The 24,855-nt window shown below is 59.4% G+C and carries 24 protein-coding genes and 2 tRNA genes; 12 read left to right on the forward strand and 14 right to left on the reverse strand.

The genetic code is table 11. From position 1 onward, the window contains the following. Positions 1-203: 203 nt before the first annotated feature. A complete protein-coding gene (locus tag IEW18_RS16420; RefSeq protein WP_188558962.1) occupies positions 204-1,937 on the reverse strand; it encodes a peptide MFS transporter in 1,734 nt (577 codons plus the stop codon). 253 nt (positions 1,938-2,190) lie between these two features. Between IEW18_RS16420 and pckA the strand changes: the two genes are divergently transcribed. Beyond that, the gene (pckA, locus tag IEW18_RS16425; RefSeq protein WP_188558963.1) at positions 2,191-3,804 is read left to right on the forward strand and encodes a phosphoenolpyruvate carboxykinase (ATP); all 1,614 of its coding nucleotides are present in this window, start codon (positions 2,191-2,193) and stop codon (positions 3,802-3,804) included. A 250-nt stretch (positions 3,805-4,054) separates the two neighbouring features. Continuing rightward, positions 4,055-4,840, forward strand: coding sequence for a S1/P1 nuclease (locus tag IEW18_RS16430; protein ID WP_188558964.1), 786 nt, complete (start codon positions 4,055-4,057; stop codon positions 4,838-4,840). Positions 4,841-4,927: 87 nt separating this feature from the next. Here the strand turns inward: IEW18_RS16430 and IEW18_RS16435 are convergent, their stop codons facing one another. Continuing rightward, on the reverse strand, positions 4,928-6,004 hold the full coding sequence (locus tag IEW18_RS16435) for an SDR family oxidoreductase (protein ID WP_188558965.1): 1,077 nt from the start codon (positions 6,002-6,004) through the stop codon (positions 4,928-4,930). A gap of 222 nt (positions 6,005-6,226) precedes the next feature. On the opposite strand from IEW18_RS16435, the gene IEW18_RS16440 reads away from it, so the two are divergent. Next, positions 6,227-6,934: a 16S rRNA (uracil(1498)-N(3))-methyltransferase gene (locus IEW18_RS16440; RefSeq protein ID WP_188558966.1), complete on the forward strand. Its 708-nt coding sequence runs from the start codon at positions 6,227-6,229 to the stop codon at positions 6,932-6,934. A 90-nt stretch (positions 6,935-7,024) separates the two neighbouring features. After that, entirely contained in the window at positions 7,025-7,693 is a 669-nt protein-coding gene (locus IEW18_RS16445; RefSeq protein ID WP_188558967.1) for a DUF4159 domain-containing protein, read from the forward strand. An 82-nt stretch (positions 7,694-7,775) separates the two neighbouring features. Here the strand turns inward: IEW18_RS16445 and IEW18_RS16450 are convergent, their stop codons facing one another. The 5 genes from IEW18_RS16450 to IEW18_RS16470 form a co-directional block, all read right to left on the reverse strand. Then, positions 7,776-8,321 (reverse strand): hypothetical protein, encoded by a 546-nt coding sequence (locus tag IEW18_RS16450; RefSeq protein WP_188558968.1) that lies wholly within the window; start codon positions 8,319-8,321, stop codon positions 7,776-7,778. Positions 8,322-8,411: 90 nt separating this feature from the next. Next, entirely contained in the window at positions 8,412-8,984 is a 573-nt protein-coding gene (locus IEW18_RS16455; RefSeq protein WP_188558969.1) for a 1-acyl-sn-glycerol-3-phosphate acyltransferase, read from the reverse strand. Between the two features lie 84 nt (positions 8,985-9,068). Next, complete coding sequence (locus IEW18_RS16460; protein ID WP_188558970.1) at positions 9,069-9,860, reverse strand: patatin-like phospholipase family protein; 792 nt, start codon at positions 9,858-9,860, stop codon at positions 9,069-9,071. Positions 9,861-9,937: 77 nt separating this feature from the next. After that, positions 9,938-10,789 carry an MBL fold metallo-hydrolase gene (locus IEW18_RS16465; protein WP_188558971.1) on the reverse strand — a complete coding sequence of 284 codons (852 nt, stop codon included), beginning with the start codon at positions 10,787-10,789 and terminating at the stop codon, positions 9,938-9,940. Between the two features lie 111 nt (positions 10,790-10,900). Continuing rightward, positions 10,901-11,854 carry an acetyl-CoA carboxylase carboxyltransferase subunit alpha gene (locus IEW18_RS16470; RefSeq protein WP_188558972.1) on the reverse strand — a complete coding sequence of 318 codons (954 nt, stop codon included), beginning with the start codon at positions 11,852-11,854 and terminating at the stop codon, positions 10,901-10,903. A 251-nt stretch (positions 11,855-12,105) separates the two neighbouring features. On the opposite strand from IEW18_RS16470, the gene IEW18_RS16475 reads away from it, so the two are divergent. After that, positions 12,106-12,179, forward strand: a tRNA-Asp gene (locus tag IEW18_RS16475). 362 nt (positions 12,180-12,541) lie between these two features. Continuing rightward, positions 12,542-12,615 (forward strand) — tRNA-Asp (locus tag IEW18_RS16480). A gap of 89 nt (positions 12,616-12,704) precedes the next feature. Here the strand turns inward: IEW18_RS16480 and IEW18_RS16485 are convergent. The 3 genes from IEW18_RS16485 to IEW18_RS16495 are packed head-to-tail and all read right to left on the reverse strand — an operon-like array spanning position 12,705 to position 14,736. Further along, positions 12,705-13,679, reverse strand: coding sequence for an ADP-ribosylglycohydrolase family protein (locus IEW18_RS16485; protein ID WP_188558973.1), 975 nt, complete (start codon positions 13,677-13,679; stop codon positions 12,705-12,707). A 13-nt stretch (positions 13,680-13,692) separates the two neighbouring features. Next, positions 13,693-14,367, reverse strand: coding sequence for an HAD family hydrolase (locus IEW18_RS16490; protein WP_188558974.1), 675 nt, complete (start codon positions 14,365-14,367; stop codon positions 13,693-13,695). Positions 14,368-14,406: 39 nt separating this feature from the next. Continuing rightward, positions 14,407-14,736 (reverse strand): hypothetical protein, encoded by a 330-nt coding sequence (locus tag IEW18_RS16495; protein ID WP_188558975.1) that lies wholly within the window; start codon positions 14,734-14,736, stop codon positions 14,407-14,409. A 160-nt stretch (positions 14,737-14,896) separates the two neighbouring features. Here IEW18_RS16495 and IEW18_RS16500 point away from each other — a divergent pair, with 160 nt between their 5' ends. After that, complete coding sequence (locus IEW18_RS16500) at positions 14,897-15,178, forward strand: hypothetical protein (RefSeq protein WP_188558976.1); 282 nt, start codon at positions 14,897-14,899, stop codon at positions 15,176-15,178. Positions 15,179-15,342: 164 nt separating this feature from the next. Continuing rightward, on the forward strand, positions 15,343-15,579 hold the full coding sequence (locus IEW18_RS16505) for a hypothetical protein (RefSeq protein ID WP_188558977.1): 237 nt from the start codon (positions 15,343-15,345) through the stop codon (positions 15,577-15,579). A 95-nt stretch (positions 15,580-15,674) separates the two neighbouring features. Here IEW18_RS16505 and IEW18_RS16510 read toward each other — a convergent pair whose 3' ends face one another. Beyond that, complete coding sequence (locus IEW18_RS16510; protein ID WP_188558978.1) at positions 15,675-16,757, reverse strand: DNA polymerase beta superfamily protein; 1,083 nt, start codon at positions 16,755-16,757, stop codon at positions 15,675-15,677. Positions 16,758-16,876: 119 nt separating this feature from the next. Here IEW18_RS16510 and IEW18_RS16515 point away from each other — a divergent pair, with 119 nt between their 5' ends. Together IEW18_RS16515 and IEW18_RS22010 are read left to right on the forward strand one after the other, a co-directional pair. Then, positions 16,877-17,200, forward strand: coding sequence for a GNAT family N-acetyltransferase (locus tag IEW18_RS16515; protein WP_229728790.1), 324 nt, complete (start codon positions 16,877-16,879; stop codon positions 17,198-17,200). After that, positions 17,164-17,361 carry a GNAT family N-acetyltransferase gene (locus IEW18_RS22010; RefSeq protein WP_229728792.1) on the forward strand — a complete coding sequence of 66 codons (198 nt, stop codon included), beginning with the start codon at positions 17,164-17,166 and terminating at the stop codon, positions 17,359-17,361. Before IEW18_RS16515 ends, IEW18_RS22010 begins: the two co-directional genes overlap by 37 nt. An 86-nt stretch (positions 17,362-17,447) precedes the next feature. Here the strand turns inward: IEW18_RS22010 and IEW18_RS16520 are convergent, their stop codons facing one another. Then, positions 17,448-18,215, reverse strand: a complete 768-nt coding sequence (locus IEW18_RS16520) for a nucleotidyltransferase domain-containing protein (RefSeq protein WP_188558979.1) — start codon at positions 18,213-18,215, stop codon at positions 17,448-17,450. Between the two features lie 408 nt (positions 18,216-18,623). On the opposite strand from IEW18_RS16520, the gene IEW18_RS16525 reads away from it, so the two are divergent. Beyond that, entirely contained in the window at positions 18,624-20,348 is a 1,725-nt protein-coding gene (locus tag IEW18_RS16525) for a M28 family metallopeptidase (protein WP_188558980.1), read from the forward strand. 44 nt (positions 20,349-20,392) lie between these two features. Then, positions 20,393-21,235 carry a YwqG family protein gene (locus IEW18_RS16530; RefSeq protein ID WP_188558981.1) on the forward strand — a complete coding sequence of 281 codons (843 nt, stop codon included), beginning with the start codon at positions 20,393-20,395 and terminating at the stop codon, positions 21,233-21,235. Between the two features lie 130 nt (positions 21,236-21,365). Here the strand turns inward: IEW18_RS16530 and IEW18_RS16535 are convergent, their stop codons facing one another. Both IEW18_RS16535 and IEW18_RS16540 read right to left on the reverse strand, forming a co-directional pair. Then, positions 21,366-22,154, reverse strand: a complete 789-nt coding sequence (locus IEW18_RS16535) for an NIPSNAP family protein (protein ID WP_188558982.1) — start codon at positions 22,152-22,154, stop codon at positions 21,366-21,368. Between the two features lie 47 nt (positions 22,155-22,201). Further along, positions 22,202-24,802 carry a polynucleotide kinase-phosphatase gene (locus IEW18_RS16540; protein ID WP_188558983.1) on the reverse strand — a complete coding sequence of 867 codons (2,601 nt, stop codon included), beginning with the start codon at positions 24,800-24,802 and terminating at the stop codon, positions 22,202-22,204. Positions 24,803-24,855 lie beyond the last annotated feature (53 nt).

The following is a 24,855-nucleotide window of genomic DNA, read 5'->3' on the forward strand; positions in this document are numbered from 1 at the left end:
GGCGTTTTGTGTTACTCCGGCGCAAGGCTTACTCCTTTGCTGTATTCTGCGAGCGTCTCGTCTCTGTGCGGAGGCAGATCTATAGACTGCAGTGCGCAGGTGTTGCATTCTTAAGTTACGAAACAGGAATCAGCTATATGCCCATAAAAATGCCCCCGTCTATTACGACGGGGGCATTTTTATGGTCTCAAACTACAGTGACGCTAGGCCGTTGCTGGCTCCTGCATCATCGTGAAAAGGCGCTTGTAGATAACGAACAGGATAAGGGAAGCTACGGCCGACAGGCCCACGAAAATCATGAAGAAGTCGTAGAGGCTGGTAATCTGGAAACCCAGGAAGGTAGGCCAGTGAGCGGTAAGCTCCAGGCTGTTGAGCTTGGCTGTTACGTCGGCGGTGGCTTGGGTAGTACCGTTCAGGATACCCGGCAGGTTGATGCCCTCCTTGGCGGCCTTGGCAAACTCGCCGGGGCCGGGAGGATACAGACCCGACAGCACGCCGGCCAGCTTATTGCCGGCTGCCGTAGCCAGGAACCACACCGCCATGAGCAGGGAAGCAAAGCGGGCCGGGGCCAGCTTGTTTACCAGTGCCAGCCCGATGGGCGAGAGACACAGCTCGGCGAACGTATGCACCATGTACATGGTAATCAGCCAGAACATGCTCACTTTGGTGCTGGCATCTACGCCCTTCACGCCAAAAGCAATAATGAGGTAGCCTACAGCCATCAGCATCAGGCTAATGGCCATTTTCAGGGGCGAAGAGGGCTCCAGGCGCCGTTTGCCCAGCCACGTCCAGAGCACGGCGAAGATGGGAGCAAAGATGATGATAAACAGGGCGTTGGCCGACTGGAAGTAGGAAGCCGGCACCACGGTAGAGCCAAAGGTCCGGTCCGTTTGCTCGTCGGCGAAGAACGTAAGCGAGGCACCAGCCTGCTCAAACGTGCCCCAGAAGAAAATTACGAAAAAGCTAAGAATGAAAATCACGTAGATTTTCTGTTTTTCGCGGGCGGTAAGCGTGGGGTCGGTCAGGATGGTGACGGGGGCCACAATCATGGCCGAAAACACCAGAGCGCCAATCCAGTCCCGGTCCATCAGCCAGGCAATGGCGGCGTACACCACGGCAAACAAGCCAATGAGCATGGGAAGCTTGCTAGCGAAGCTTTTGGTAGGCTGGGCAATGGTTTCGGTGCGGACCGGGGCGTCAGTCTGAGTGGGCACTACGGGCGAGTGCTCCACGGTGCGCTCGGGCCGCGCGCCCAGTGGGCTACCCTCGGCCGTTACGACGTACTTGTTTTTCAGCAACTCAAACGTGAGGCTGCCGATGAGCATGCCAATGCCGGCCGCCAGGAAGCCCCACTTAAAGTCGGCCGGGTTGCCCGTGTCGCCGAGTGTACCGCAGACCAAGGGCGAAAAGAACGCGCCCAAGTTGATGCCCATGTAAAAAATGGTGTAAGCTGCATCAATGCGCGAGTCGCCCTTGGGGTAGAGCGAGCCAACCATAGAGGAAATGTTGGGCTTAAAGAAGCCATTGCCGAAGATCAGGCAGCCCAGCCCCAGAAAGAAGAGTAGCAACTGCGCCGAAGGCACCTCCGTTTGGCCAGCAGCGTACATCGAAGCAGAAAAAAACAAGCTGAACTGGCCAGCTGCCATCAACAGCCCCCCTACCAGAATGGAGCGGCGGTTGCCCCAATAACGGTCGGCCATGTAGCCCCCTAGCAGCGGGGTCAGGTACACGAGCGAGGTATAGTTGCCGTAAATAAGCGACGACATCTCCTTGTTCATCAGGAGGGCCTTGAGCATGTACAGCGACAACAGGGCCCGCATACCGTAGTAGCTGAACCGCTCCCACATTTCGGTGGCGAAGAGCACATAGAGGCCCTTCGGGTGGCTGGTTTGGGCAGCCTGCATGGGCTGGTCCTGCACAGCAGAGGTCGTTTGCATGAAAGGTGAAGGAAAAGAAGTGAGGAGGAAACACTCGCGGCTGCAACCGCAGGGCCGGTTGGTAAAGCTACAAAAGATTATTAACCCTAACGTACTAACGCTCGTTAGGCCAAAAGCAACGCCCGGCTAACATGCGCCAACAGCGAATTTTCGCTCTTTTTTCGGCAAACACAGTACTACAGTCGGGTTTTTGTCTATTTTTGTTCTTTAATTCCCCCCATTTCCCACCCACCCAACCCCCGTTTTCGGCCCTATGATGGACTCCGCCGCCAACGCCCGCCTTGCCCCCCTGGGCATTTCCCGCGCCACCCAGGTTCACCTCAATCTTACCCCCGCTGAACTGGTGGAAGAAGCCCTCCGCCGGGGCGAAGGCACCCTTACCGACACCGGCGCCCTGATGGCCGACACCGGCGCCTTCACGGGCCGCTCCCCCAAGGACCGGTTCGTGGTGCGCGATGCCAACACCCAGGACAGCGTATGGTGGGGCGACATTAACATCCCCTTTGACGCCGACAAGTTTGACCAGCTCCACCAGAAAATGGTGCAGTACCTGGAAGACAAGGAAATTTACGTGCGTGACGCCTATGCCGGCGCCAACCCTGCGTACGAGCTGAAACTGCGGGTAGTAAACGAATTGGCCTGGCACAACCTGTTCTGCTACAACATGTTCCTGCGCCCTGCTGAGGGCGCCGACACCAGCTGGACCCCGGATTTCAGCATCATCTGCGCCCCCGGTTTTGAGGCCGATCCGGCCGTGGACGGCACCCGCCAGAAAAATTTCGCTATTCTGAACTTCACCAAAAAGATGATTCTGATAGGGGGTACGGGTTACGCTGGCGAAATGAAGAAAGGCATCTTCGGGGTGCTCAACTACCTGCTGCCCCACGAGCGCGAAACCCTGCCCATGCACTGCTCCGCTAACGTGGGCAAAGACGGCGACACGGCCATTTTCTTCGGCCTTTCGGGCACGGGCAAAACCACCCTCTCGGCTGACCCCAACCGCGGCCTTATCGGCGACGATGAGCACGGGTGGACTCCAGACGCGGGCATTTTCAACTTCGAAGGCGGCTGCTACGCCAAGGTTATTGACCTGAGTGCCGAGAAGGAGCCCGAAATCTGGAATGCCATTAAGTTCGGTTCCATTGTAGAGAATACGCGTTTCGTGCCCGGCACCCACACGGTAGACTACGCCAACAAATCGGTGACGGAAAACACGCGGACGGCCTACCCCATCAACTACATTCCGAATGCCATTGAGCCCTCCGTGGCCGATGCACCCAAGAACATTTTCTTCCTGACGGCCGATGCCTTCGGGGTGCTGCCTCCCATCAGCAAGCTGGACAAGAGCCGCGCCATGTACCACTTCATGTCGGGTTACACGGCCAAGGTAGCGGGTACGGAAATGGGCATCACGGAGCCCCAGACGACATTTTCGGCCTGCTTTGGCGCGGTATTCCTGCCCCTGCACCCCACGAAATACGCTGAGATGCTGGGCAAGAAAATGGACGAGAACGAGGTGAACGTGTGGCTGGTGAACACCGGCTGGACGGGCGGCTCCTACGGGGTAGGCTCGCGCATGAAGCTGAGCTACACCCGCGCCATGATTACGGCGGCCCTCAACGGGGACCTGGACGAGGTAGCATTCCACAAGCACCCGGTTTTTGGGGTGGAAATGCCCGTTTCCGTGCCCGGTGTGCCCGCCGAAATTCTCGACCCGCGCGACACCTGGACCGACAAGGAGGACTACGACCGTACGGCGTCCGACTTGGCCCTAAAGTTTGTAGCCAACTTCAAAAAGTACGCTGACTACGCCAACGAGGAAATCCTGGCTGGCGCACCCAAAGCGGAAGTTGCTGCCAGCGTATAGCGGGTAGCCGCATAAAGTAGTAGCAAGGCCCGGGTAACGTTGCGTTACCCGGGCCTTGTTTGTGTATCGACGTTCCGTTAAGTGAATGCTCCAGCTACTAAGTTTTGCCGAATTCGTCTTGGTGCTTACACGTGCTACACATTAGGCAAGGCAGGAATTCCCGTCTGGAAGCAAGTTTACGCGGAATAGTACCAAAGTCCTTTGCAAACGCGCTACTTTTGCGTTTACACACCCTTTTTCCTCTACTTGTATGCGTAAGCGCTTTCTTCCGCTGCTCTTGTGCCTGTTGTCGCCACTCACCCTGTGGGCTTGGGGCGTTGATGGGCACCGCGCCGTGGGCAAAATTGCCGAAAACCATCTTTCTCGTAAAGCCCGTCGGGAGGTGCAGCGCCTGCTGGGCACGGAAACGCTACCGCTGGTCAGCACCTGGCCCGATGAGATACGCTACTACCCGGAGTTTAAGGAAACGGCACCCTGGCACTACGTCAACACGCCCTCGGGCCTACCCCACGACCAGTACGTACAAGCCATAAAGTCGCAGACCACGGCCAACGCCTACAGTGCCTTGGAAGCGCAGCTACGCATTTTGGCCGATGCCAACAAAACCAAAGAGGAGCGGGCGGCCGCGCTTAAGTTTGTAGTGCACTTGGTTGGCGATGTGCACCAGCCCATGCACACGGGCCATGCCGAGGACAAGGGCGGCAACGACATTAAGCTCAAGTATCGGGGCAAAGACACGAACCTGCACAGCCTCTGGGACAGCGGCCTGCTTGACTACCAAGGCCTAACCTACACCGAAATGGCCCAGCAATATGACCACAAGCTGCGCAACCGGCAAGTTCGGCAGTTGCAGGCCTCCACTCCCGACCAGTGGCTGTGGGAGTCGTACCAGGAGTCGGAGAAGCTCTACCAGGAAACCCCCGCCGGCACCGACGTGGACTACAAGTACTACCCCGCCCACGCCGATTTAATGAAGAAGCGTATTGTGGAAGCAGGTATCCGCCTGGCCGGATTGCTGAACGAGACGCTGGGCTAAGCCCCTTCTATACAGCACATAACAAAGCAGAAGTCCCTGACTGCCAGTTGGCGGCCAGGGACTTCTGCTTTGTTAGGGTTGTTAGGGTTAGCTGTCGTGAAAGGCAATGCCGCGGATTTCGGAGTCGCTCGAGCTTGAGCTGCTACCGTTCCGCTTGCCTTTGGTACCCAACCAAGCGGCCAGCGCCACCCCTGCTCCTACCAGCACGGCCGTGCGCAGGGCCGGGCTGCCCGCCGTAGCTGCCTCCGTATAGTAACTGGTTTCGCGGGTGTGACCGGGGTAGTTGCCGCGTTCTTCGAGGGAGCCCATGGGCCGGTCGAGGGCATTTTGCTGGAGGGGACGCGGAGCGTAATCGGCCTTCTCCTGCTTGGAGAAGGACTTTTCCATGAACTTATCGAGCAGGGCGGGCGTCCAGCGCTCCATGCCAATCATGGCCTTGCCTCCCCCCCCCACTACCACCGAGCGCTCCGGGGTAGCAGCGCAGTGCAGAATGGCGCGGGCTACGGTTTCGGGCGCGTAGGCGGGCGGCGCGTGCTTGGCTTCCCGCTCCATGTAGTTCTTGGAGTGAATCGGATACGGAGTGTCAATGGCTGCGGGCTGAATCAGGGTTACCGAAATCGGGGCGCCGTCCATTTCCAGCTCCATGCGCAGGCCATCGGTGAAGCCTTTCACGGCGTGCTTGCTGGCGCTGTACATGGTTTGCAGAATAGCGGTAATATCGGAGAGGATGCTGCCCACGTTGATAATGGCGCCGCCCTTGGCTTTCAGATGCTTAGCCGCTTCCAGGGAGCCGTGCACCAAGCCCCAGAAGTTGACCTCGAACAGCTGCCGCATGTCCTGGATGGGCACCTCCTCAATTTTGCCATAAATAGATACACCGGCGTTGTTGACCCAAGTATCAAAGCCTCCGTAGGTGTAGGAAGCCTCGTAGGCCAGGCGCTGCACATCTTCGGGCTTGCTCATATCCGCTACCACGTAGGTGGCATGGCCGCCGGCTTGGTTGATTTCCTCGGTCAGCTGGCGCAGGGCCGCCTCGCTGCGAGCCGCCAGCACCAGCTTAGCGCCGGCCTTGGCCGCCATGCGAGCCGTTACCAGCCCAATGCCGCTGGAAGCGCCGGTAATAACGATGGTCTGGTCCTTGAGTTTTTTAAGTTTAACTGTCATCCTGGGTATCTGATTTAGAGGTAAGGGAATAGCTACAGTACGCGGACGGTAGGCGCAGGATCAGCGCAGCTGACTTAAAATTTTGGCTTTTCCGGGTTTACTGTGGCGCGTGCCCGGCGCCGCGTAACAGCTGCAACCCAACGCTCCCACTCGCCTTTCCGTATCCTATTCAGGGCGTGTTCAGGGCGTGCCAGGCTACCGGTTTCGGCGTAGCTTTGCCCCATGCCGCACACGTTTTACGCCCCCGACTTAACCCTGCCGACCTATACCCTGCCGGAAGACGAAAGCAAGCACGCCGTGCGCGTCCTGCGCCTGGGGGCCGGCGACGAGGTAACGCTCGTGAACGGGCGCGGGGGCGTGTACGAGGCCCAGGTAGAAGCCGCTGATGCCAAGCGCTGCCGCCTGCGCGTGGTGCAGGAGCAGCAGGTGCCGCGCCGTCCCTACCAGGTGCACGTGGCGGTGGCACCCACCAAAAACCTCGACCGGATGGAGTGGCTCGTGGAGAAGGCCGTGGAAATTGGGGTCGATACCCTCACCTTCCTGCGTTGTGCCCGCTCCGAGCGGCGGGAGCTGAAGCTGGACCGGCTGGAAAAAATTGCCATCAGCGCCCTGAAGCAGTCGGGCCAGGCCTGGCTGCCGACGCTGACGGAACTGACCGACTTCGCCCGCTTTCTGCCCACCGCAGACCCCGAAACCACGTTTATTGCTCACCTTGAGGACGGGGAGCGGACGCCTCTGGCCCGCGTGGCCGCTACTGGCAGCGCCTGCTGCATCCTGATTGGGCCGGAGGGCGACTTTACCCCGCAGGAAATAGCGGCGGCCTTTGCCCGGGGCATCCGGCCCGTTACGCTGGGCGCCTCCCGGCTGCGAACAGAAACTGCCGCGCTAGCCGCACTCCACACCGTGCACGTAACGCGGGAATTGCTGTAGCCTATTTTTTGTAGTCTCTGTACCAGGCAGACTACCCCCGTGGGCTTTGCTCCTGGTACTCCATCCTGTCGACCTAATTACCCGTTCAGCATGCAAATTCGCTCGTTCTTCTGGCTTCTGTTGCTGCCTTTGCTGCTGATGGCTGCCGCACCGGCTGCGCCCAGCTTCCGCATTGCCAAGCTGCACTACGGCGGGGGCGGCGACTGGTACGCCAACAAAACCAGCTTGCCTAACCTGATTCGCTTTTGCAACCAAGCTCTTAAAACCAACATCGACCCGGAGGAAGCCACCGTGGAGCTGGACTCACCGGAGCTGCTCACCTACCCCTTCATTCACATGACGGGCCACGGCAACGTCTCCTTCACCGAGGCGGAGGCCCGCAACCTGCGCCGCTACCTTACGGGCGGCGGCTTTCTGCACATCGATGATAACTACGGGCTCGACAAGTTTATCCGGCCCGAAATGAAGAAGGTATTTCCCGAGCTGGACTTTGTGGAGCTGCCGTTCACGCATCCGGTGTACCACCAGAAATTTCAGTTCCCGCGCGGCCTGCCCAAGGTGCACGAGCACGACGGCAAGCGCCCCCAGGGCTTCGGGCTGCTGTACAAAGGCCGGCTGGTGTGCTTCTACTCCTACGAATGTGACCTGGGCAACGGCTGGGAGGACCTGGGCACCTACCCCGAGGATACCCCCGCTACCCACGAAGCGGCCCTGAAAATGGGGGCCAACCTAGTAACCTATGCCCTTACCCAGGACTAGCCAGGTAGCAGTAAAATAGCAACAGGGCCCCGGCGCGGAGTATGTTCCGCGCCGGGGCCCTGTTGCTATTTTACTGCTACCCTTAAAATTTGCGCTGCAGAATTTCGCCTAGCACAAAGGCCGCGCGCAGGTCGGCGGGGTTACGCAACCGCTCCCCGAGCGAGGCGGGAGCTTCTGGGCGGCTTTGCTCCCGCTGCCAGTAATCCTGCTGGGGTTGGGCCCGGGGTAGCGTAGCTGCCCGGCGAAGTTCGCGGCTAGGAGCCTCCAGCGAACGGGCCGGGGCAGTTTGCTCCAGGGAACGAGCGGGGCGGTTGGTTTCTTCGAGGCTACGGGCAACTACCGTGGTTTCGCGCGGCAGCGTTCGGCCGGCCGGCGTGGTTTCTTCGGTTGCCGGCACCGGTTTGGGAGCCTCCGGGCGGTTCTGGTTTTGCATTTGCCGCAATAAGTCCTCAAACGAGGTAGCCGGTAGCCCCGGAGCCACCGGGCGGGGTCGGCCGTTTGGGTCGGGGCGGGAGAAGCGCCGCTCCCGCTGCTCCCGGGCCGTGGTTTCGCGCGCCTTCTGTACCATCCGCCAGATGAATACGGCCAGCCCAATTAGGACCCAGGCCAGAGTTTGCAGCTTTTCCATGGAGCCAAAGGGGAACTGGTGAAAGGTGAAGTTGTGCAAATTCAGGCTAGGGTGCTAGGGTACACCTTCGCCTTTCGCAAGTTCACTAACCTACCGCACGCCTTGCTCCGGAAAGCGGGCCTGCTTGGTGCGGTAGAAAGCCTGAATTGCCTCCAGATCCTTCTCGTAGTCGCCGGTGGGCCAGAAGGCTGGTCCCACGCCGGCTTCCTTGTTTTTGTAGTCGAGGTAGCCCAGCAGGATGGGTACGCCGGCGCCCATAGCGGCGTGGTAAAACCCCTTGCGCCACTTGGGCTGGTACTTGCGGGTGCCTTCCGGGGTGATGAGAATCACTAGCTCGTCGCGCTCCTGGAAGAGCTGCACCATGCCATCCACGAGGCTGTTGTTTTTGCTGCGGTCCACGGCCAGGCCGCCCAAAGACCGAACCAGCGCCCCCAGCACCGGAATAGTAGTCCACTCCTTTTTGATGGTAAGCTTCACATCCACATCCATTAGGAAAAACGCGGCCCGGGCGTACATAAAGTCCCAGTTGCTGGTGTGGGGAGCGGCAATCATCATGCTTTTCTTGATGTCAGCGGGCACCTGCGGCCCCAGCCGCCAACCGGTAATCCAGAACCAGAACTTCGAAAACAGGTACCAAAAAGTAGAGGTTTTGCGTGCAGTCATGCAGAAAGTTATGGGTAGCCGGGTGAGAGGAAGCTACCACCTGCCAAAGCTAGAGAAATGTACCGGAAGGCCGCATACCGGCGCTTAGCTGGGCTGCAGTAAAGCGTGCAGCTCCGCCGCCCGACCCAACGTGTGGCGGTAGCCGATATCGAAAAGCTCTGGGGCACGCTTGTACTGCGTCATGCGGTAGGCGCCCAGTTCGGGCGGCTCCAGCAGCAGGGCGCAGTGCTGCTTGCTGGGCAAAGTATTGGCGCCCACGGCCAGGTTCAGGGTCCGTTCAATAAGGCCACGCAGGGTGGTAATGCGGGGCTCCCGGTGGGGCGGGTTAGAGTGGACTCCTACTATCTGCAGGCCCGGAAGTCCCACCAGAGCATCGGTAGGCAAGTTGTTGAGCAGGCCCCCGTCTACTAGGTGGCGGCCCTGGTATTCAACTGGCCGGTAGAGCACCGGCACGGCTGAGGAAGCCAGCAAGGGCGGAATTAATAACCCCTCGGAGAAATGGACACTAATACCCTCCGTAATGTCCGTTGCCACCAGCGTCAGCGGGATGCGGAGCTGCTCGAAGGTAGCATCAAGGCCCAGGTGTTGCTCGAAAAGCTTGCCTACCCCGTCAATCCGCAGCAAACCGTACCGGCTCAGCGAAATACGAGTCAGCTGCCCCAGGCTTACTTCCTGAAACATGCGCAGTATCTCGCGGGGTGGCACACCGGCCGCGTAAAAGGTAGCGGCAATGGCGCCGGAAGACACGCCCGCCAAGTGGCCAATGGGCAGTTGCAGCTCATCCAGGGCGGCCAGCACCCCCAAATGGGCAATGCCGCGCGCCCCGCCCCCCGAAAACGCCAGCCCCAGCTGTTGTGGTTGGTTTATCTCATCCATCGTGGGCCTTTAACGCTACAAAAGGGCCTGCCGCCGCCCTAGGTGCAACAAAATCAAGCACCAGGCAACCCGCCCGACTATAAGTCCGTCAGCCTCAGCGTGTCGGCCACGCGCACGCCTTTCTCGGTGTGCTGCACCGTAATGCACTCGGTGTGGGCGTCGTGTTCCAGCACCAGCACCCAGTTTTCATCGGCGGCGCGGCGCAGCACCCGCTCCTTCTCCTCGAGCGTAATGAGCGGGCGCATGTCGTAGCCCATCACGTAGGGCAAGGGCACGTGGCCGGCGCTGGGCAGCAAATCGGCCATGAATGCCAGGGTGCGGCCTTTGTAGTCGAGCACGGGCACCATCATCTTTTCCGTGTGGCCATCGGCCAGGATGATTTCCCGGAAACAGGGCAGTTCCGCCGGCGCGCTACCGGCCGCCGGATCAAGAAAGCGCAGATGGCCGCTTTCCTGAATCGGTAGAATATTCTCCTTCAGGAAGCTGGCCTTTTCGCGGGCATTGGGCGTTACGGCCCAATCCCAGTGGTTTTGGTTGCTCCAGTACGTAGCGTTGGGAAAGGCCAGCTGCAGCTTATCATCCGAAGTGCGCACCACCGAGCCCCCGCAGTGGTCAAAATGCAGGTGCGTCAGCAGCACGTCGGTAATATCAGCGGCCGTGAAGCCGAGCCTGCGCAGGGACTTTTCCAGGGTATCGTCGCCGTGCAGGTAAAAATGCCCCCGAAACTTCTGGTCCTGCTTGTCGCCGATTCCATTGTCGACCAGGATCAGCCGCTGGCCGTCCTCAATCAGCAGGCAGCGCATGGCCCAGGTGCACATGTTGTTTTCGTCGGCCGGATTAAGCTTATGCCACAGACTTTTGGGCACTACGCCAAACATGGCGCCGCCATCAAGTTTAAACAAGCCGGTATCGAGCGTATGAACGGTCATGGGTTTAGTTTAAAATTAAGAAATAGAAGTCAGCAGTCAGAGGGCGGGAAGACAAACAAAAATGCCGTCAGCGTAAAACTAACGGCATTTTTAATGCTTCATTCTCAATTTCTAATTGCCTTCTACTACCACGCCCATGTTTGAGAACTTGTCGATGCGCTGGCTGATACGCTCCTCATGGGGCAGGGCCTCCAGCTCGTCAAGGGTTTTGAGGATGGTTTTCTTCAGGTTTTTGATCATGGTAGCGGTATCCGTGTGGGCACCACCGAGGGGCTCCTTCACGATGCCATCCACAAGGCCGGCCTTGAGCATGTCCGTAGCCGTGAGCTTGAGGGCTTCGGCGGCCTGCTCCTTGTAGTCCCAGCTGCGCCACAGGATGCTACTGCACGATTCGGGCGAAATTACTGAGTACCACGTATTTTCCAGCATCAGCACCCGGTCGCCGATGGCAATACCCAGGGCCCCGCCGGAAGCGCCTTCCCCGATGATGATGCAGATAACGGGCACCTTCAACAAAAACATTTCCTTGAGGTTGCGGGCAATGGCCTCGCCCTGCCCCCGCTCCTCGGCCTCCAGGCCCGGAAACGCGCCGGGCGTGTCAATCAGGGTCACAATGGGCTTGTTGAACTTTTCGGCCAGCTTCATCAGGCGCAGGGCCTTGCGGTAGCCCTCGGGGTTGGGCATGCCGAAGTTACGGAACTGCCGCTGCTTGGTATTGCGCCCCTTCTGCTGGCCGATAAACATGACGGAGCGGCCATCGAGGTCGGCAAATCCGCCCACCATGGCTTTGTCGTCGGCCACGGTCCGGTCGCCGTGCAGCTCAATGAACTTCTCGGTCATGCCCTCAATGTAGTCGAGGGTATAGGGCCGGTCGGGGTGGCGCGAGAGCTGCACGCGCTGCCAGCGGGTGAGGTTCTGGTAGGTTTCCTTTTTGAGGGCTTTGATTTTGGCTTCGAGGGCCGTCACGGCATCCGATACGTCCACCTGGCTATCGAGGGCCAGTTGTTGCATTTCACGGAGCTTGCCTTCGAGAGCGGCAATTGGTTGTTCGAAATCGAGGAGCATTGCCACGGCAGGGAGCGTCTTGGGGTTGCGAGGGGGAATGAGAAGAAAGCAAAGGTAAGCGACGAGGCCGACACAGCGCACTGCTGACCCCTGCCGAATTTTTCAAATTTATTTCTGCCTGAGCAACAGCCTCCAACGCCTTCGCAGCCGGTTTTTTTCAGCTTTTTTTGTCTCTGCTGTTGCGCAGTCCAATCCGGACCTCTACTTTTGCACCACTTCAACGCCACTTGGGCAGCGAAGTAGAACAACCTGGTTCGGTAGTTCAGTCGGTTAGAATGCCGCCCTGTCACGGCGGAGGTCGCGGGTTCGAGTCCCGTCCGGACCGCAAAGGCCCTTCAGAGTCATCTGAAGGGCCTTTTGCTTTTTCAGTTCTCCACGCTCACTCTACCGGCGCGAATTGACAACTAATAAGGACAACTAATAAGCTTAGTGCTTGGTAGGCTGCATTGGTCCTGAATACAGAAGTTGCTGCTGCAAGCTGGCTGGTTCAACTCTAGCTTTTAGAAGCTAATAGCAGGTACTTGAAAAATATTTTTACCTCCTATTTCATTTAGGCACAGAATACTACCCTTCGGAAAAGTGCTCTAACAGACTGCTAAAGCACTTTTTTATTTGCACAGCCCAAAATGCCCTTCTATATTTGCATCACAATAACGGAAAGCACTCGGCTTCTCAGTTAAAGTAAACGGTTCGGTAGTTCAGTCGGTTAGAATGCCGCCCTGTCACGGCGGAGGTCGCGGGTTCGAGTCCCGTCCGGACCGCAAAAAGCTCCAGCATCAGAAGATGCTGGGGCTTTTTCGATTTTACTGCCTCTTAGTAATGCGCTGATTTGGCCTACCGCTGACCTCGGTTACCTAATGCTTCTCCCCTGCAGGCTTGCGACCATCCGGTGGGCCAGATCTTCAATGTCAAAGCGACGGGCCAGCACGTGCAGCCAATCGGCGGGAATGGCAGTTTCCCCGTAGTGTAGACCGGCCAGACCGCCGGTTGCGGCACCCGTAGTATCGGTATCATCGCCTAGGTTTACGGCTGCTAGCACCGTTTCGGTGAAGGTTTCGTAGCGCAGCAGGCACCATAGCGCTGCCTCCAAGGTGTGCAGCACGTAGCCGCCGCTGTGGATAGCTGACACCGGCGCATCAGGCAGCCGGCCGCTTAAAATACGTTCGAAGTGGCTGGTCTCCCGCGCCGGAATATGTAGCGCCAGCAACTGGGCCGGTGCTTCCTGACAGAGCCGCAGGTAGGCTGTGGCCGGCGTAAGCCCAGCGCGTAGGTAGCGGGCCATCTCCAGGTAGAGAAAGCAGGCCACGGCCGCACGGATATGGCCGTGAGTAACGGCCGAAACATCGAAAATGACGGCAAAGCGGCTTGTCAGGGAGGATTCCGGCTGATAAAAGGCCAGTGGCAGAATCCGCATCAGCGAGCCGTTGCCATTGCTGTACTCATCGGTGCCGCCAGCCAGGGTAAGATGGGGAGTGGACTGCAGGCGGTTGATGGCCTCGCGGGTAGTAATGCCGATATCAAATACGGAGCCGTGGGGCGTCCAATAGCCATACTCATACCAGTTGATGAAGCGGCGAGTCAGGTCGCCTAAATCGTAGCCGTGCGCTAAAGTTTCCGCCAAGCAAAAGGTCAAGGAGGCGTCGTCAGACCAGGTGCCGGCGGGCTGGTTGTGGGTGCCATACGCACGCATGTACACTACGGGGTCGAGGCGGCGGGCCGCGCGGCTCTGAAACTCCACCGGTACACCTAAGGCGTCGCCGACAGCCAGGCCCAACAGAGCCCCTCGAATCTGGGATTCTGCGGAAGATGAAGAAGAGGGCAACATATTTATGTAATTATTACTGAGTTAGAAGGGGTAGCAGCTCCGTTAAGCTGCTAATGCGGTGGACGGGCTTAAAAGCGGCACATTCAGCGGCGTGGCCGAAGCCGTAGGAGGCCCAGCAGGCGGCAATGCCGCAGTTTTGAGCAAACTGCAGATCCGTAGCCGTGTCGCCAATCATGAGGGTAGAGGACGAAGTGAACTGCGGAAACCGGGGCTGAATCCGCTGGGTAAACAGGGCCGGATCAGGCTTGAGCGGTAGGGGCGCGGTAGCCGTGGGGTCGTCGCCCAGCACCAGAGCAGCGTACTCGCGAAGCCCCAGCCGCGCCAGCGAATTCTCCAGAATAGCCAGGCCCTTGTTACTGATTACCACCACCGTGCACCCGAGGGCAACGGCCGCGGCCAGCACCTGCTGCGCGCCAGGGAAGGGACGTACCAGTTGCTCGGCCTCGGCGCGGTAGATACGGCGGTAAGTCTCAGTCCAGGTAGCGGGTAGTGGGCCGGTGCCGGCCGGGTGCAGCCCGAGCAGCGTTGCGGCTAAAGGCAGGCCCTGTTGAACCACGGCCCGCAAAGCCGGCTCCACGGGCTTCGAGTAGCCAAACTCCTGAAACGTACGCCGCAGGGAATACTTGATGGCGGCGCGGGTGTCGCAGAGCGTGCCATCGTAATCAAACAACAAGAGGGAGTAGCTCATTGGTCACGAAAGTACGAGAAGGCAGATGGCAGAAAACTGTCAGGAAAAGGAATTAGCCCGTCCTGCTACATGGTATTGCCCCCAGGCAGAACAGTTGGTGCGGGCCCGCAGGTAGTAGCCCAGCGGCAGCGGACGGGCTTGCCCGGGCTGGTCGGTCGGGAAAGAGTCAACCGGCTGGGCGAAGAAGTCGGGCCGCGCCGCCCCCATCCCCTTTTCGTACAACTGGCGGGTTTGGGTATCCGTCAGCCGGAACACTTTGGTTAGGTAGCTGCGCTGGCGGGCAGCCGGCAGGCGCTGCTGGGCCGTAGCCAGCAACGGTAGCAAGCTAATGCAAATGAGTAAGGCCCGGGTGCGTAAGAATTGGAACATAGGCTAGGAAGAATATAAATTCTACCAGTCAGATGCCGTTATCGGGGGTATTCCACAATCCACGGCCGACTTTTTTTGCGTACTGCCCGTATTCTGGCCGAATAGTTGCCGTTCGGTGTCCTACTTTTGCCTCCCCGTTTGCGGCTTTACTTCTCTTGACATGCCTAGACTTTTTCTACTTCTCTGGCTGATGCTGATGGCATTGGTTGATGTGAGCCCAGCCCTGGGTCAGGGCGGCCCGGCAGCCCGCGCCAAAATGCGCGGCAAAACCTACGTGCACCGCCCCAATTACCGCACCTACAAAGGAGGAGGCCGCCGGGCCCGCAAGAAGCGCACGGCCCGCTACCGGCAGCGGTGGTACCAGATCTGGCGCAAACGGAAAAGAACTACGACTCCCGCGCCCAAGCAGCCCTCGCGCAACCAGACCATTGGCGGAGGCTAGCGGTAAGCTACTATAAGTCAACAGCAACCGGCCTTTCCCCTCCTCGTGATGGGAAAGGCCGGTGCTTTGTAACCTAGCCTGAACAATACCGACTCCGCCGGGCGGCCTGCACAATTTTTTTGCCTCTGCTTGAGTTAGTAGGCTGGACCTAACCTGTTTGGCCTATGACCCGGATCGTGCTTTTGTTGGTTGCGCTGTTGATGATTGGCGTAGCCGAACCCGTTGATGCCGCTCGCCCTACCCGGTACGCCCGGGCTAAGATGCGCGGCAAAACTTACACCCACCGCCCCTTCTATAAGCGCTATAAGGGCCGCAAAACCAGTAAGAAGCGGTTCTCGCTGCTACGGCAGAAAGCCCGCTCCCAATCGACTTACAAAGTAGGCCGGCACTCCACCCGGTAACTTTCTCACTGACAGCACACGAGGGCCGGTTTTCCGGCAGCTCAGCCCGGAGCCTACCGGAGCCGGGTTGCCGGGAAGCCGGCCCTTGGGTTGGGTTACCGGCGGGCCTGGGCATACCAGGTCCGCCGCACTTGGCGCAGCAGGTTTTCGGCCGCGGCGTGGTCAGGGGCATCGGGCAGCGCCGAGCTGGCAAAGGCTGCCTCCACCCGGTTCACCAGGGCTTCGGCTTCCGTTACCAGTTCATCGTAGGCAAACTCACCGCGGCGGATTTGCAGCAGAAAGTCTCGGTCGGGGCGGCGCACGTGCAGCTGGCTGGTAATAGCAATTTCCTCGGCCATGCGCAACAGCCGAAATACGTGGAGCATGTTCTTTGCGTCGTAATTTTTGCCGTGCTGCACCGTGTTCTGGTAACGCTCCGGGTTGCGTTTCTGCTCCCATTCCTGGTACTCGCGGTACACGCGGCAGTAAGTGCTGTAGCCATTGCGGTTAAAGCTGAGGTAGGCAACCGGCACTTCCCCTTTCGGCACGGCTGAGAGCTGCACGTCCTGGGATGTTTCCGGGTCGCGCACCAGGCCCCGGTAGGCGTGGCGCTGTTGCGGCGTTTCGTCCACGAACAGGGCGTATAAATCGTTGAGGTGATTCACGTTGGCCAGCCCGCACTGACTGGCTGCGTAGCCGCGCCGAGTCAGCCACGTGTTTACGGGCTGCGCACCGGCGCCTACCGTCACGTAGCAGAAATCGAGCACCGACTTGCGCTGGGGTGACTCTGGATGGTTGATTTTCTTGTTCAGCCCCCGGGCCTTCCGGATTTGCGCCACGGCGTACTCGGCGAAGCTCTGGCGGCAAAGCTTGGAGAGAAAGTCTTCGGCCCGAAACGCCTCGAAAAGCGGGTGTCGGTACACTACGCAATCCGCGGGAGTACCCAACAGCTCGAGCACCGTAGGGTTACTTTTGAGCAGCAGCTCCACGAAGCGGCGCAGCTCATAGAAGACTTCGTCGTTGGTTTCATTGGCTACCTGGGGCACGTAGGTGAGGCCGTAGAATTCGTCTTCCGGCAGCACGAATACCCCTTTCCGGTCTGTATCGGAGTGGGGCAGATGGGTGCCGTAGGCGCGGCTGCCGCTGATGGCTTCAAACAGAATCAGGCCGCGCTGGCGCAGGTCGGCAATAGTGAGCATGTTTTTCGGTAAAGAAACCAGTGCTACCCGCAGCGGCTCCGGGACAATTTTCTACTTTTATTCGAGGCCTCTTTTTGGCGTCTGACTACTGGCCAAAACGAAAACAAGGAATCCACAGCATGCAGAACCAGCAGGTAAAGCTAAGACCAACGGAAAAATCTGATTTGGATTCTTTATTTCAATTTCAGCTCGACGAAGAGGCGGCGTATTTGGCTGCCTTCATGCCAAAAGATCACACGAATCAGGCAGCCTATCGGGAAAAATACACCCGGTTTTTACACGACTCCACCATCAACATGCAGACAATTCTGGTTGATGAAGTGCTGGCCGGCAGTATCGCCAAGTTCGAAATGGAAGGCGACGCCGAAATTACGTATTGGCTGGACCGGCGCTTTTGGGACAAGGCGTGGCAACCACCGCGCTGCAACACTTTCTGCTTATAGAGCAGACCCGGCCTATTTTTGGCCGGGTTGCCTTCGACAACGTTGGCTCACAGAAAGTACTGGAACACTGCGGCTTCGTAAAAATCGGCACGGACAAAGGGTTTGCCAACGTGCGCCAGCTGGAGGTGGAAGAATACACCTACCGGCTGGCGGAGGGGTAGCTCCAACCAGAAAGGCCACCTAAATTTCAGGATAAGGGCTGGTTCCGGAAAGGGCCGCCGCGGGTGCGTGGAGGGGCGCAGCAGGCTCAGGATGCCGGGGAAAGCCACGCCCGAAATAGTGCGTCCAGGTCCGACGTGGGGTCGGCTTGGCGGGTAACGGGCAGCGTGTCGCGGGCGGCCAGGGCGGCTTCGTATTCAGCCCGCAGAAACGCCACCAGTGCTGCGGGGCGCGGCACGGTGGTTTTCTCGTGGGCCGTGGCTTTGCGGGTTAGCAGTTCCTGCGCTACCAGGTGCAGCGCCGGCGGCAACAACTCGCGCAACTTCCCGAACTCCATGGGTGGAACTTCAGCAGGCCGCTCCCGAATCCAACGGGCCGCCAGGGCCGAGCGCAGGGCGTAGAACAGTCGCTTCAGGCGTACTTCCTCGCCTAGCAAATCCTCCTCTACCCCGCGGCGCACCAGGCCCAGGTAGTGGTGCAACCCGGCCCGCGGGTTCCAGCAATCCGTCAGCAACGGCTCTAGCGCGACCCGGAAACCGGGTGCTTCCTGATATACTACCGGCGACTGTAGCCACTCAAACAAGGCCGCGTTGGAACCGCGCAGCAGCTTCAGGGTTTTGCGCAGCTCCCAGCCGGCCAGGTCCAGTTCATCATCCACGGGGAAGTTGAGCGTGTCGGGGCCGTCATCAAGGGTTAGGTACCACTGGGCCGGGCGGGCATAAATAAAGCGTACGTCGTAGTCAGAATCGGGTGAGGGAAAGCCCCAGGCCCGGCTACCCGACTCACAGGCGTAGAGGATGCGGATATGGTCAGTGGCTTCGAGTTGGGTAAGCGCAGTCTGGATCCGGGAAAGCATACAATAGCATGAGTAGAATTTATACAAAGCACAAGGTATAGCTCAACAAGCACGCATATTGCCTTGCCGCGCAATTTTGCTTATCCCCGCCAGCCTCAGGTTAACGCCGCTATTCCCGCTCAGTGCTCCTCACTCGGGGTGTCAAAATCCCATCTTGGCGCGGCTGCGGGCCTGGGCCAGATGGGGTATGGGCGGCGCACCTGGCTTAAGATCGACTGCCCTTGGTGGCAGCAGAGCTGGGCGCCTACCCTGCCTCGGGCGCTAACATCTGGCGCCGGCTCGAGGCGCTTAGCTGCTTAGGGCTGGCACCGTTGCGAATATGTGGTTAGTATTGAGGACGCAATAGCTTCGATCAGCCACCGGAGCGACGAGCTGCAGTGGCGTTGCCTCATTTCTTACTTGCGCCTTATGGTTTTTTCTTTCTTACCCAGCAGCCTGCGCCACGCCACTTCGGTGGGGCTGCTAGGTTTGGCTCTGAGCAGTTGCCAGACTCAAACCACTACCTCCTCAACGCCGCTGGCTGCCACGGCGGAAACGGCCACCACTGCCCCCGAAACCCCAGCCACAACTGCCATCAGCGCCGCTACCATCGGCCGCTACCTGCAGGCCGTGTCGTCGGATGAGATGCTGGGCCGCAAGCCCTTTACCGTGGGCGAGCAACGCAGCACCCAGTACCTGGCCGACGAGTTCAAGCGCCTGGGCCTGCAGCCCGGCCCCGAAGGTTCCTATTTCCAGCCCGTGCCGCTAGTGGAAATTACCGGCACGCCCGCCCCTACCCTCCAGGTAAAAGGCAAAGGCCAGCCGCTGAGCTTTCAGTACAAGACGGATTTCGTGACGTTCACCCAGCGCGAGCAGGCGCAGGTAAGCGTCAGCAACTCGCCGCTGGTGTTTGCCGGCTACGGGGTGGTGGCGCCCGAGTACGGCTGGGACGACTACGCCGGCCTCGATGTGAAAGGCAAAACCGTGGTGGTGCTGGTAAATGACCCCGGCAACGCGGGCACCGACTCGACCTTGTTCAAGGGCAAGGCCATGACCTACTACGGCCGCTGGACCTACAAATACGAGGAGGCCGCCCGCCACGGTGCGGCCGGTGTGCTCATCGTGCACGACACCAAGCCCGCGGCCTACCCCTGGTCGGTGGTGCTAAGCGGGGCCATTAGCCCGAAGCTGCGCGCCCAAACCGCCAACAAAGGCATCGATAAGTGCGCTTTGGAAGGCTGGTTGACCCTGGATGCGGCCAAGAAGCTGTTTTCGGCCGCCGGCCAGAGCTACGAGCAGCTGTATGCCGCCGCGAATACCAAAGGCTTCCGGCCTCGGGCGTTGGGTGGGCTTACCCTCACGGGCAGCATCCAGAACAAGCTCCGCCGCCAAACCTCGCGTAACGTACTGGCCGTGCTGCCCGGCACCACCCGCCCCGATGAATACATCATCTACTCCGCCCATTGGGACCATTTTGGGGTGGGTAAGGCCATTGCCGGCGACTCTATTTACAACGGCGCCGTAGATGATGGCACCGGCCTGGCGGCCCTGCTGAGCATTGCCGAAGCGTTCCAGAAAGCGCCGCAGAAGCCGGAGCGCAGCATCGTGTTTCTGGCCGTCACGGCCGAGGAGCAGGGCTTGCTGGGCTCGGCCTACTACGCCCAGCACCCGCCCTACCCGCTGAATAAGACAGTAGCCGACCTGAACATGGACATGCTCTGGCCCTACGGCGAAATGAAGGACCTGACGGTCATCGGCTACGGGCAGTCGGAGCTAGAGGACTACGCCCGCGCCGCCGCCCAGGAGCAGGACCGCTACATTCTGCCCGATCAGCAGCCCGAAACCGGCATGTTCTACCGCTCCGACCACTTCAACTTCGCCCACGTGGGCGTGCCCTCGCTTTACGCCAGCGGCGGCTTCGAGAGCCGCACCGGCGGCAAGGAAACCATTGCCCGCCAGCGCCAGCACTATACCACCAATATGTACCACAAGCCCGCCGACCAGTTTGACCCCAGCTGGGACCTTGCGGGCATTGCCCAGGATGCCCAGCTTTACTTCCGCGTGGGTCAGCGCTTGGCCGCCGAAACCACCTTCCCGCAGTGGCGCGCCGGCTCCGAGTTCAAGGGCGCGCGGGACAGGAGTATGGGCAAGTAACTAGTGCTTTCAAAAAGTATATACTACCTAGTGTAATACCGCCCGTGATAAAGAGAGAATTAAATGAGAAGTTGAAAGAGCTGGGACTTATTCAGCATCAGGAGAAAATTCAATCAGTCAGTCGACCTTGTATACGGCTACACTTGGCGCCTGAAGAAGAGGAAACTATTCCTCTCGGCAGCTCTAAGATGGGTGGTACACCAGACCTACCGCCAGGCTGTCAGTGGCCGACAGAGCAGGACTCGCAAAAGCCTCTTTCTTTCATTGCGCAGATCAATCTTGCTAAAGTGAGTGGTTGCGATGAGCAAGGGTTGCTGCCCCGCCAGGGACTTCTGTCCTTTTTTTACTCGGCCGAGCAGGAGGCCTGGGGATACGATAGCAAAGACAGAGACAAATTCAAGGTTCTGTATTACGAAGGCTCGCCCAGTGAGCTTCACCGCGTCTCCTTTCCCGATACGCTGGCAGAAGACGCTCGATTCGAGGCGTGCACCCTTACTCCGCAGTTGGAAATAAGTCTACCCTCCTGGGATAATAATTTGCTCGATTTTCTAACCGAGAGTGAACAGGAAAACCTGTTTGATCTGGAAGAAAGAAATATAAATAAGCTGTTTGGCCACGCTGACACCATTCAGAGCTCCATGGAATTGGAGTGCGAGTTGGTCACGAATGGCATCTACTGTGGTGACCCATCGGGGTATGCCTTGCCTCAAGCAAAAGAACTGGAGCCAAATGCAGTTAATTGGCGACTTTTATTGCAGGTTGATAGCAATGAGGACGAATGCGGCATGATGTGGGGCGACGCAGGTAGACTCTATTTCTGGATTAGAGAACAAGACTTAAAAACCCAGAATTTCGACGCCAGTTGGGTTATCCTACAATGTTATTAATAGAGGGAAACTTACAGCTCTGAAAGATTTACAAAACCAAAACCTCAGCGACTGTAGAGTTTGCTGAGGTTTTGGTTTTTGTGCGAACGAAAAATCTGATAGTTGCTACGGTTACAGACCACTACTCTGCTCAGAGTCCCGAATACGGCGCGGGGCGCAGAAACACGATGTCGATGTGGGAGACGTTGTTTTGGTACTCGGGCAGGCTGGAAAGTTTCTTCCACTCCGAATCGTTGCCGAAGGCTTTCCAGTGGGCTTCCCGCGCTTGCACATTGTCGAAAGAGGTCATGTACAGGAGGTTCGGCATTTTGGCGCCGAAGAGTACTTCCCCGTAGAAAATGGCATTGAAGCCCAGCCGGGAAAACAGCTTGATTTCCCCGCCGGCATTAAACATCTGCACTTTATTGCGGAACAGCTTCTCGCTGGCTCCCTCGTAGCTGCGCAGCTCATACACCCACTCGTTTTTGGGCCCACTGAGCTGCGGGGGCGCTAGGCTCGTCATTTGCTCAAAGGGCTTGATAAGGACCGTTTCCAGGCGGCTATACGCCGGGGCGTTGGGAACCGCATTCACGTAGGAGCTCCCGGCAGCCAGCAGTTTCGTGGTGGTTTCCTGGTTCACTTTCTCCCACTGCTTCAAGGACACGTACGGGGTCAAGACGTAGATTCTTCGGTCAGCGGCCGTATCGTTACCGATGGGTTTAAACACGCCAATGGTCGTGATACCGGCGGCGCGCAACGTCGGTATGTAGCGGTGCTGCAAAAAACTATCTATCACTGCCTCTTGCCGGCGGGTGGTGAGGTGATACACCTTGAGTTCCAGGTAGGCAGGCCGCTCCGCCACGGCAGTAGCCGCCGCATTCTCCTTACCTATGCCCAAGCCTAAAAGGATGGTAAACACCAGAAGCTGAAGCTGTTTCATAGTTGAGCGAGCAAAGAATAGTTAGTAGGTAAGCACGAAGCCCGTTCTTACAACCGCGGGTCCACGGCCTCGCTTTCCAGGGCCAGCACCCCGAATACGCACTGGTGAACTTCCCGCAGCGGGGCGCCGGCCACGAAGCGTTCCAGGCCTTCCACGCCAAGGGCAAATTCACGCAGGGCCAGGTTGCGCTTGGCTTTGACGGCCCGCTCGCGCAGGCGTTCCAGATTGCCCGGCAGCAGGTAGTCGGGGCCGTAGATGATGCGCAGATACTCGCGGCCGCGGCACTTGAGGGCGGGCTGCACGAGGTGTTGGCGACCACCCGGGATGAAGTCGTAGGGCTTAACCACCATGCCTTCGCCGCCCGCGGCGGTAAGGTCGGCCCACCACTGGGTAGCGGCTTCCACGTCGGTTATCTGGTGAAGATTCACGACGCGGTAGGGCGTGGCGCGAAGCAAGGCTTCGTCGTGGCGGCAGATGCCGCGCAGGGTTTCCATGTGCCAGGCGTGGTCTTTGTCAAAATAGGTGCGGCCCTCGGTGGCGAGCAGGTGGAAGGGCGCCAGGCGCAAATCCGCGAGGCTCTCTACGGGCCAGCAGTAGCGGCGGTAGGCCGCGGCATAATGCTCGGCGGCAGTTTGGCGGGCACTGGTCCGGGCCAGCAGGGCCTCTACCCCATCGAGGCCCCGGGAACTGGCTTGGCTGAGTACGGCCACGGCTTCGGGCAGGGCGGCGGTGGCCGCAGCGGCTACGGCCGCGTACTGGCTTTTAATCAGCTCCTGGGCCTTGGCCGACCAGGGCAGTAGCTCCGCATCCAGGCAGAGCCAATCGGTTTGAAACCGCTCCCAAAAATCAGCGGCGGTTAGCGCTTCCTGCAGGCGGGTAAGGAAAGCCGCTTCCAGGGCGGCCTCCGTAAAAAAGTTGCGGCCCGTGCGGGTGTAGCATTTGCCCGGCCCCTCGCCCACTACCCCGAAGCGGCGGCGGGCGGCGTTCTCATCCCGGGCCAGCACCACTACCACGCGGCTACCCATGTGCTTTTCCTCGCACACCACCCGCTCTAGGCCCTGGCGACGGAAGTAGTCGAAGGCCTCGGCGGGGTGCTCCAGCAAGTCGGGCAGGGCCGAGGTTTCCGAGGGGCTCATGGTGGGCGGCAGGTAAAGCAGCCATTTGGGGTTGAGGGCAAACCGGCTCATCACCTCCAGAGCGGCCGCCGCGTTTTCCTCCCGAATTGTTACGGAAGGCAGCAGGCGGGTTTTAATCATCTGCTTGCCCGTCACGTCGCGGATGTCCAACAGGTCGTCGTGCTGCTGCTGGGCCGTGAGCTGGGCTACGTCAGCAGCTACCTCGGCCGGGCGTAGCGGGCGCACCGGCTCGCAGTACACCTGGGCAGCGGGCACGGCTACCAGCTCCCGCTCGGGGTAGCGCAGGGCCGTGAGACGGCCGCCAAACACGCAGCCGGTGTCAATGTCAATGGTGTTGTTCAGCCATTCGGGCTCCGGTACGGGCGTGTGGCCGTACACCACCGTGGCCCGGCCGCGGTACTCCGAGGCCCAGTTGTAGCGCACGGGCAAGCCAAACTCGTCGATTTCGCCGGTCGTCTCGCCGAACAAGGCAAAGGCTCGTACGGCGCCCGAGCCCCTACCCTGCATTTCCTCGCGCATGCCGGCGTGGGCCACCACCAGCTTGCCCCCATCCAGCACGTAGTGACTCACCAGCCCATCCAGAAACTGCCGCACCTGGCTCTTAAACGTCTCTGACTCGGTAGCCAACTGAGCTACTGTTTCCGCAAAACCGTGTTTTTCGGCTACCTGCTTGCCGTTGAGGTAGCGCAGCAGCTTAATATCGTGGTTGCCGGGCACGCACAGAGCCTGCCCACCCTGTACCATGCTCATTACCAACCGCAGCACCTGGGGCGAGGCAGGCCCTCGGTCCACCAAATCGCCCAGAAACAGGGCCCGGCGGCCAGCGGGGGCCGTTACGCGTACGCCCAAGTCGCGGGTATCCTGTGCTAGCTCAGCGTGCACCCCGTAACCCATTTGGGTAAGCAGCGCCACCAGCTCATGGTAGCAGCCATGCACGTCCCCGATGATGTCAAAGGGTCCGGTATCGGCTTTCCGGTTGCTATAGAGCGGGTCGCGGATGATGGTTTGCACGGCGTCCACTTCCTCGGGGCCGTGCAGGTGGTAGACGTGGCGGAAGCCCTCCTGCCGGAGCGTTTTAAGGCTGCGCCGCAACTGCTGGCGCTGCTGGGGCACTACGTGGCGGCCCAGGTGCTGGCGCTCGGCGCGGGCGCGGTTGCGGTCCTCGGCTACCCGGTCGGGTACGTCGAGGATGATGGCCGTGGGCAGCACGTGGTAGTCGCGGGCCAGCTGCACGAGGGTTTTGCGGGCCTCGGGCTGCACGTTGGTGGCATCTACTACCGTCAAAAGGCCCCGTTTCAGGCGCAGACCCACTAGGTAGTGCAGCAGGGCAAAGGCCTCCGGTGTGGCCGACTGGTCGTTTTCATCATCCGCTACCAGAGCCCGGCACTGGTCCGATGATACAATTTCGGTGGCCTGAAACAAGCGGCGGGCAAACGTACTCTTCCCCGCCCCCGACGAGCCAATGAGCAAGACCAGGGAAAGTTCGGGAAGCTTAAGGGAGGTAAGAGGCATACGATGTTGAAAACTAAATGCGGCTACGGTAGAGGCAGCCCGGAATGATATAT

The organism is Hymenobacter glacieicola, assembly GCF_014640315.1.
Lineage (GTDB): Bacteria > Bacteroidota > Bacteroidia > Cytophagales > Hymenobacteraceae > Hymenobacter > Hymenobacter glacieicola.

Coding starts and splice junctions, on each gene's coding strand:
- IEW18_RS16460 (WP_188558970.1), bottom strand. CDS start 9,860: ATGGATGAGATAAACCAACCACAACAGCTGGGGCTGGCGTTTTCGGGG.
- IEW18_RS16455 (WP_188558969.1), bottom strand. CDS start 8,984: ATGACTGCACGCAAAACCTCTACTTTTTGGTACCTGTTTTCGAAGTTC.
- IEW18_RS16540 (WP_188558983.1), bottom strand. CDS start 24,802: ATGCCTCTTACCTCCCTTAAGCTTCCCGAACTTTCCCTGGTCTTGCTC.
- IEW18_RS16445 (WP_188558967.1), top strand. CDS start 7,025: ATGCAAATTCGCTCGTTCTTCTGGCTTCTGTTGCTGCCTTTGCTGCTG.
- IEW18_RS16430 (WP_188558964.1), top strand. CDS start 4,055: ATGCGTAAGCGCTTTCTTCCGCTGCTCTTGTGCCTGTTGTCGCCACTC.
- IEW18_RS16495 (WP_188558975.1), bottom strand. CDS start 14,736: ATGTTCCAATTCTTACGCACCCGGGCCTTACTCATTTGCATTAGCTTG.
- IEW18_RS16490 (WP_188558974.1), bottom strand. CDS start 14,367: ATGAGCTACTCCCTCTTGTTGTTTGATTACGATGGCACGCTCTGCGAC.
- IEW18_RS16500 (WP_188558976.1), top strand. CDS start 14,897: ATGCCTAGACTTTTTCTACTTCTCTGGCTGATGCTGATGGCATTGGTT.
- IEW18_RS16525 (WP_188558980.1), top strand. CDS start 18,624: ATGGTTTTTTCTTTCTTACCCAGCAGCCTGCGCCACGCCACTTCGGTG.
- IEW18_RS16520 (WP_188558979.1), bottom strand. CDS start 18,215: ATGCTTTCCCGGATCCAGACTGCGCTTACCCAACTCGAAGCCACTGAC.
- IEW18_RS16465 (WP_188558971.1), bottom strand. CDS start 10,789: ATGACCGTTCATACGCTCGATACCGGCTTGTTTAAACTTGATGGCGGC.
- pckA (WP_188558963.1), top strand. CDS start 2,191: ATGATGGACTCCGCCGCCAACGCCCGCCTTGCCCCCCTGGGCATTTCC.
- IEW18_RS16440 (WP_188558966.1), top strand. CDS start 6,227: ATGCCGCACACGTTTTACGCCCCCGACTTAACCCTGCCGACCTATACC.
- IEW18_RS16470 (WP_188558972.1), bottom strand. CDS start 11,854: ATGCTCCTCGATTTCGAACAACCAATTGCCGCTCTCGAAGGCAAGCTC.
- IEW18_RS16450 (WP_188558968.1), bottom strand. CDS start 8,321: ATGGAAAAGCTGCAAACTCTGGCCTGGGTCCTAATTGGGCTGGCCGTA.
- IEW18_RS16510 (WP_188558978.1), bottom strand. CDS start 16,757: ATGCTCACTATTGCCGACCTGCGCCAGCGCGGCCTGATTCTGTTTGAA.
- IEW18_RS16505 (WP_188558977.1), top strand. CDS start 15,343: ATGACCCGGATCGTGCTTTTGTTGGTTGCGCTGTTGATGATTGGCGTA.
- IEW18_RS16515 (WP_229728790.1), top strand. CDS start 16,877: ATGCAGAACCAGCAGGTAAAGCTAAGACCAACGGAAAAATCTGATTTG.
- IEW18_RS16535 (WP_188558982.1), bottom strand. CDS start 22,154: ATGAAACAGCTTCAGCTTCTGGTGTTTACCATCCTTTTAGGCTTGGGC.
- IEW18_RS16420 (WP_188558962.1), bottom strand. CDS start 1,937: ATGCAAACGACCTCTGCTGTGCAGGACCAGCCCATGCAGGCTGCCCAA.
- IEW18_RS16435 (WP_188558965.1), bottom strand. CDS start 6,004: ATGACAGTTAAACTTAAAAAACTCAAGGACCAGACCATCGTTATTACC.
- IEW18_RS16485 (WP_188558973.1), bottom strand. CDS start 13,679: ATGTTGCCCTCTTCTTCATCTTCCGCAGAATCCCAGATTCGAGGGGCT.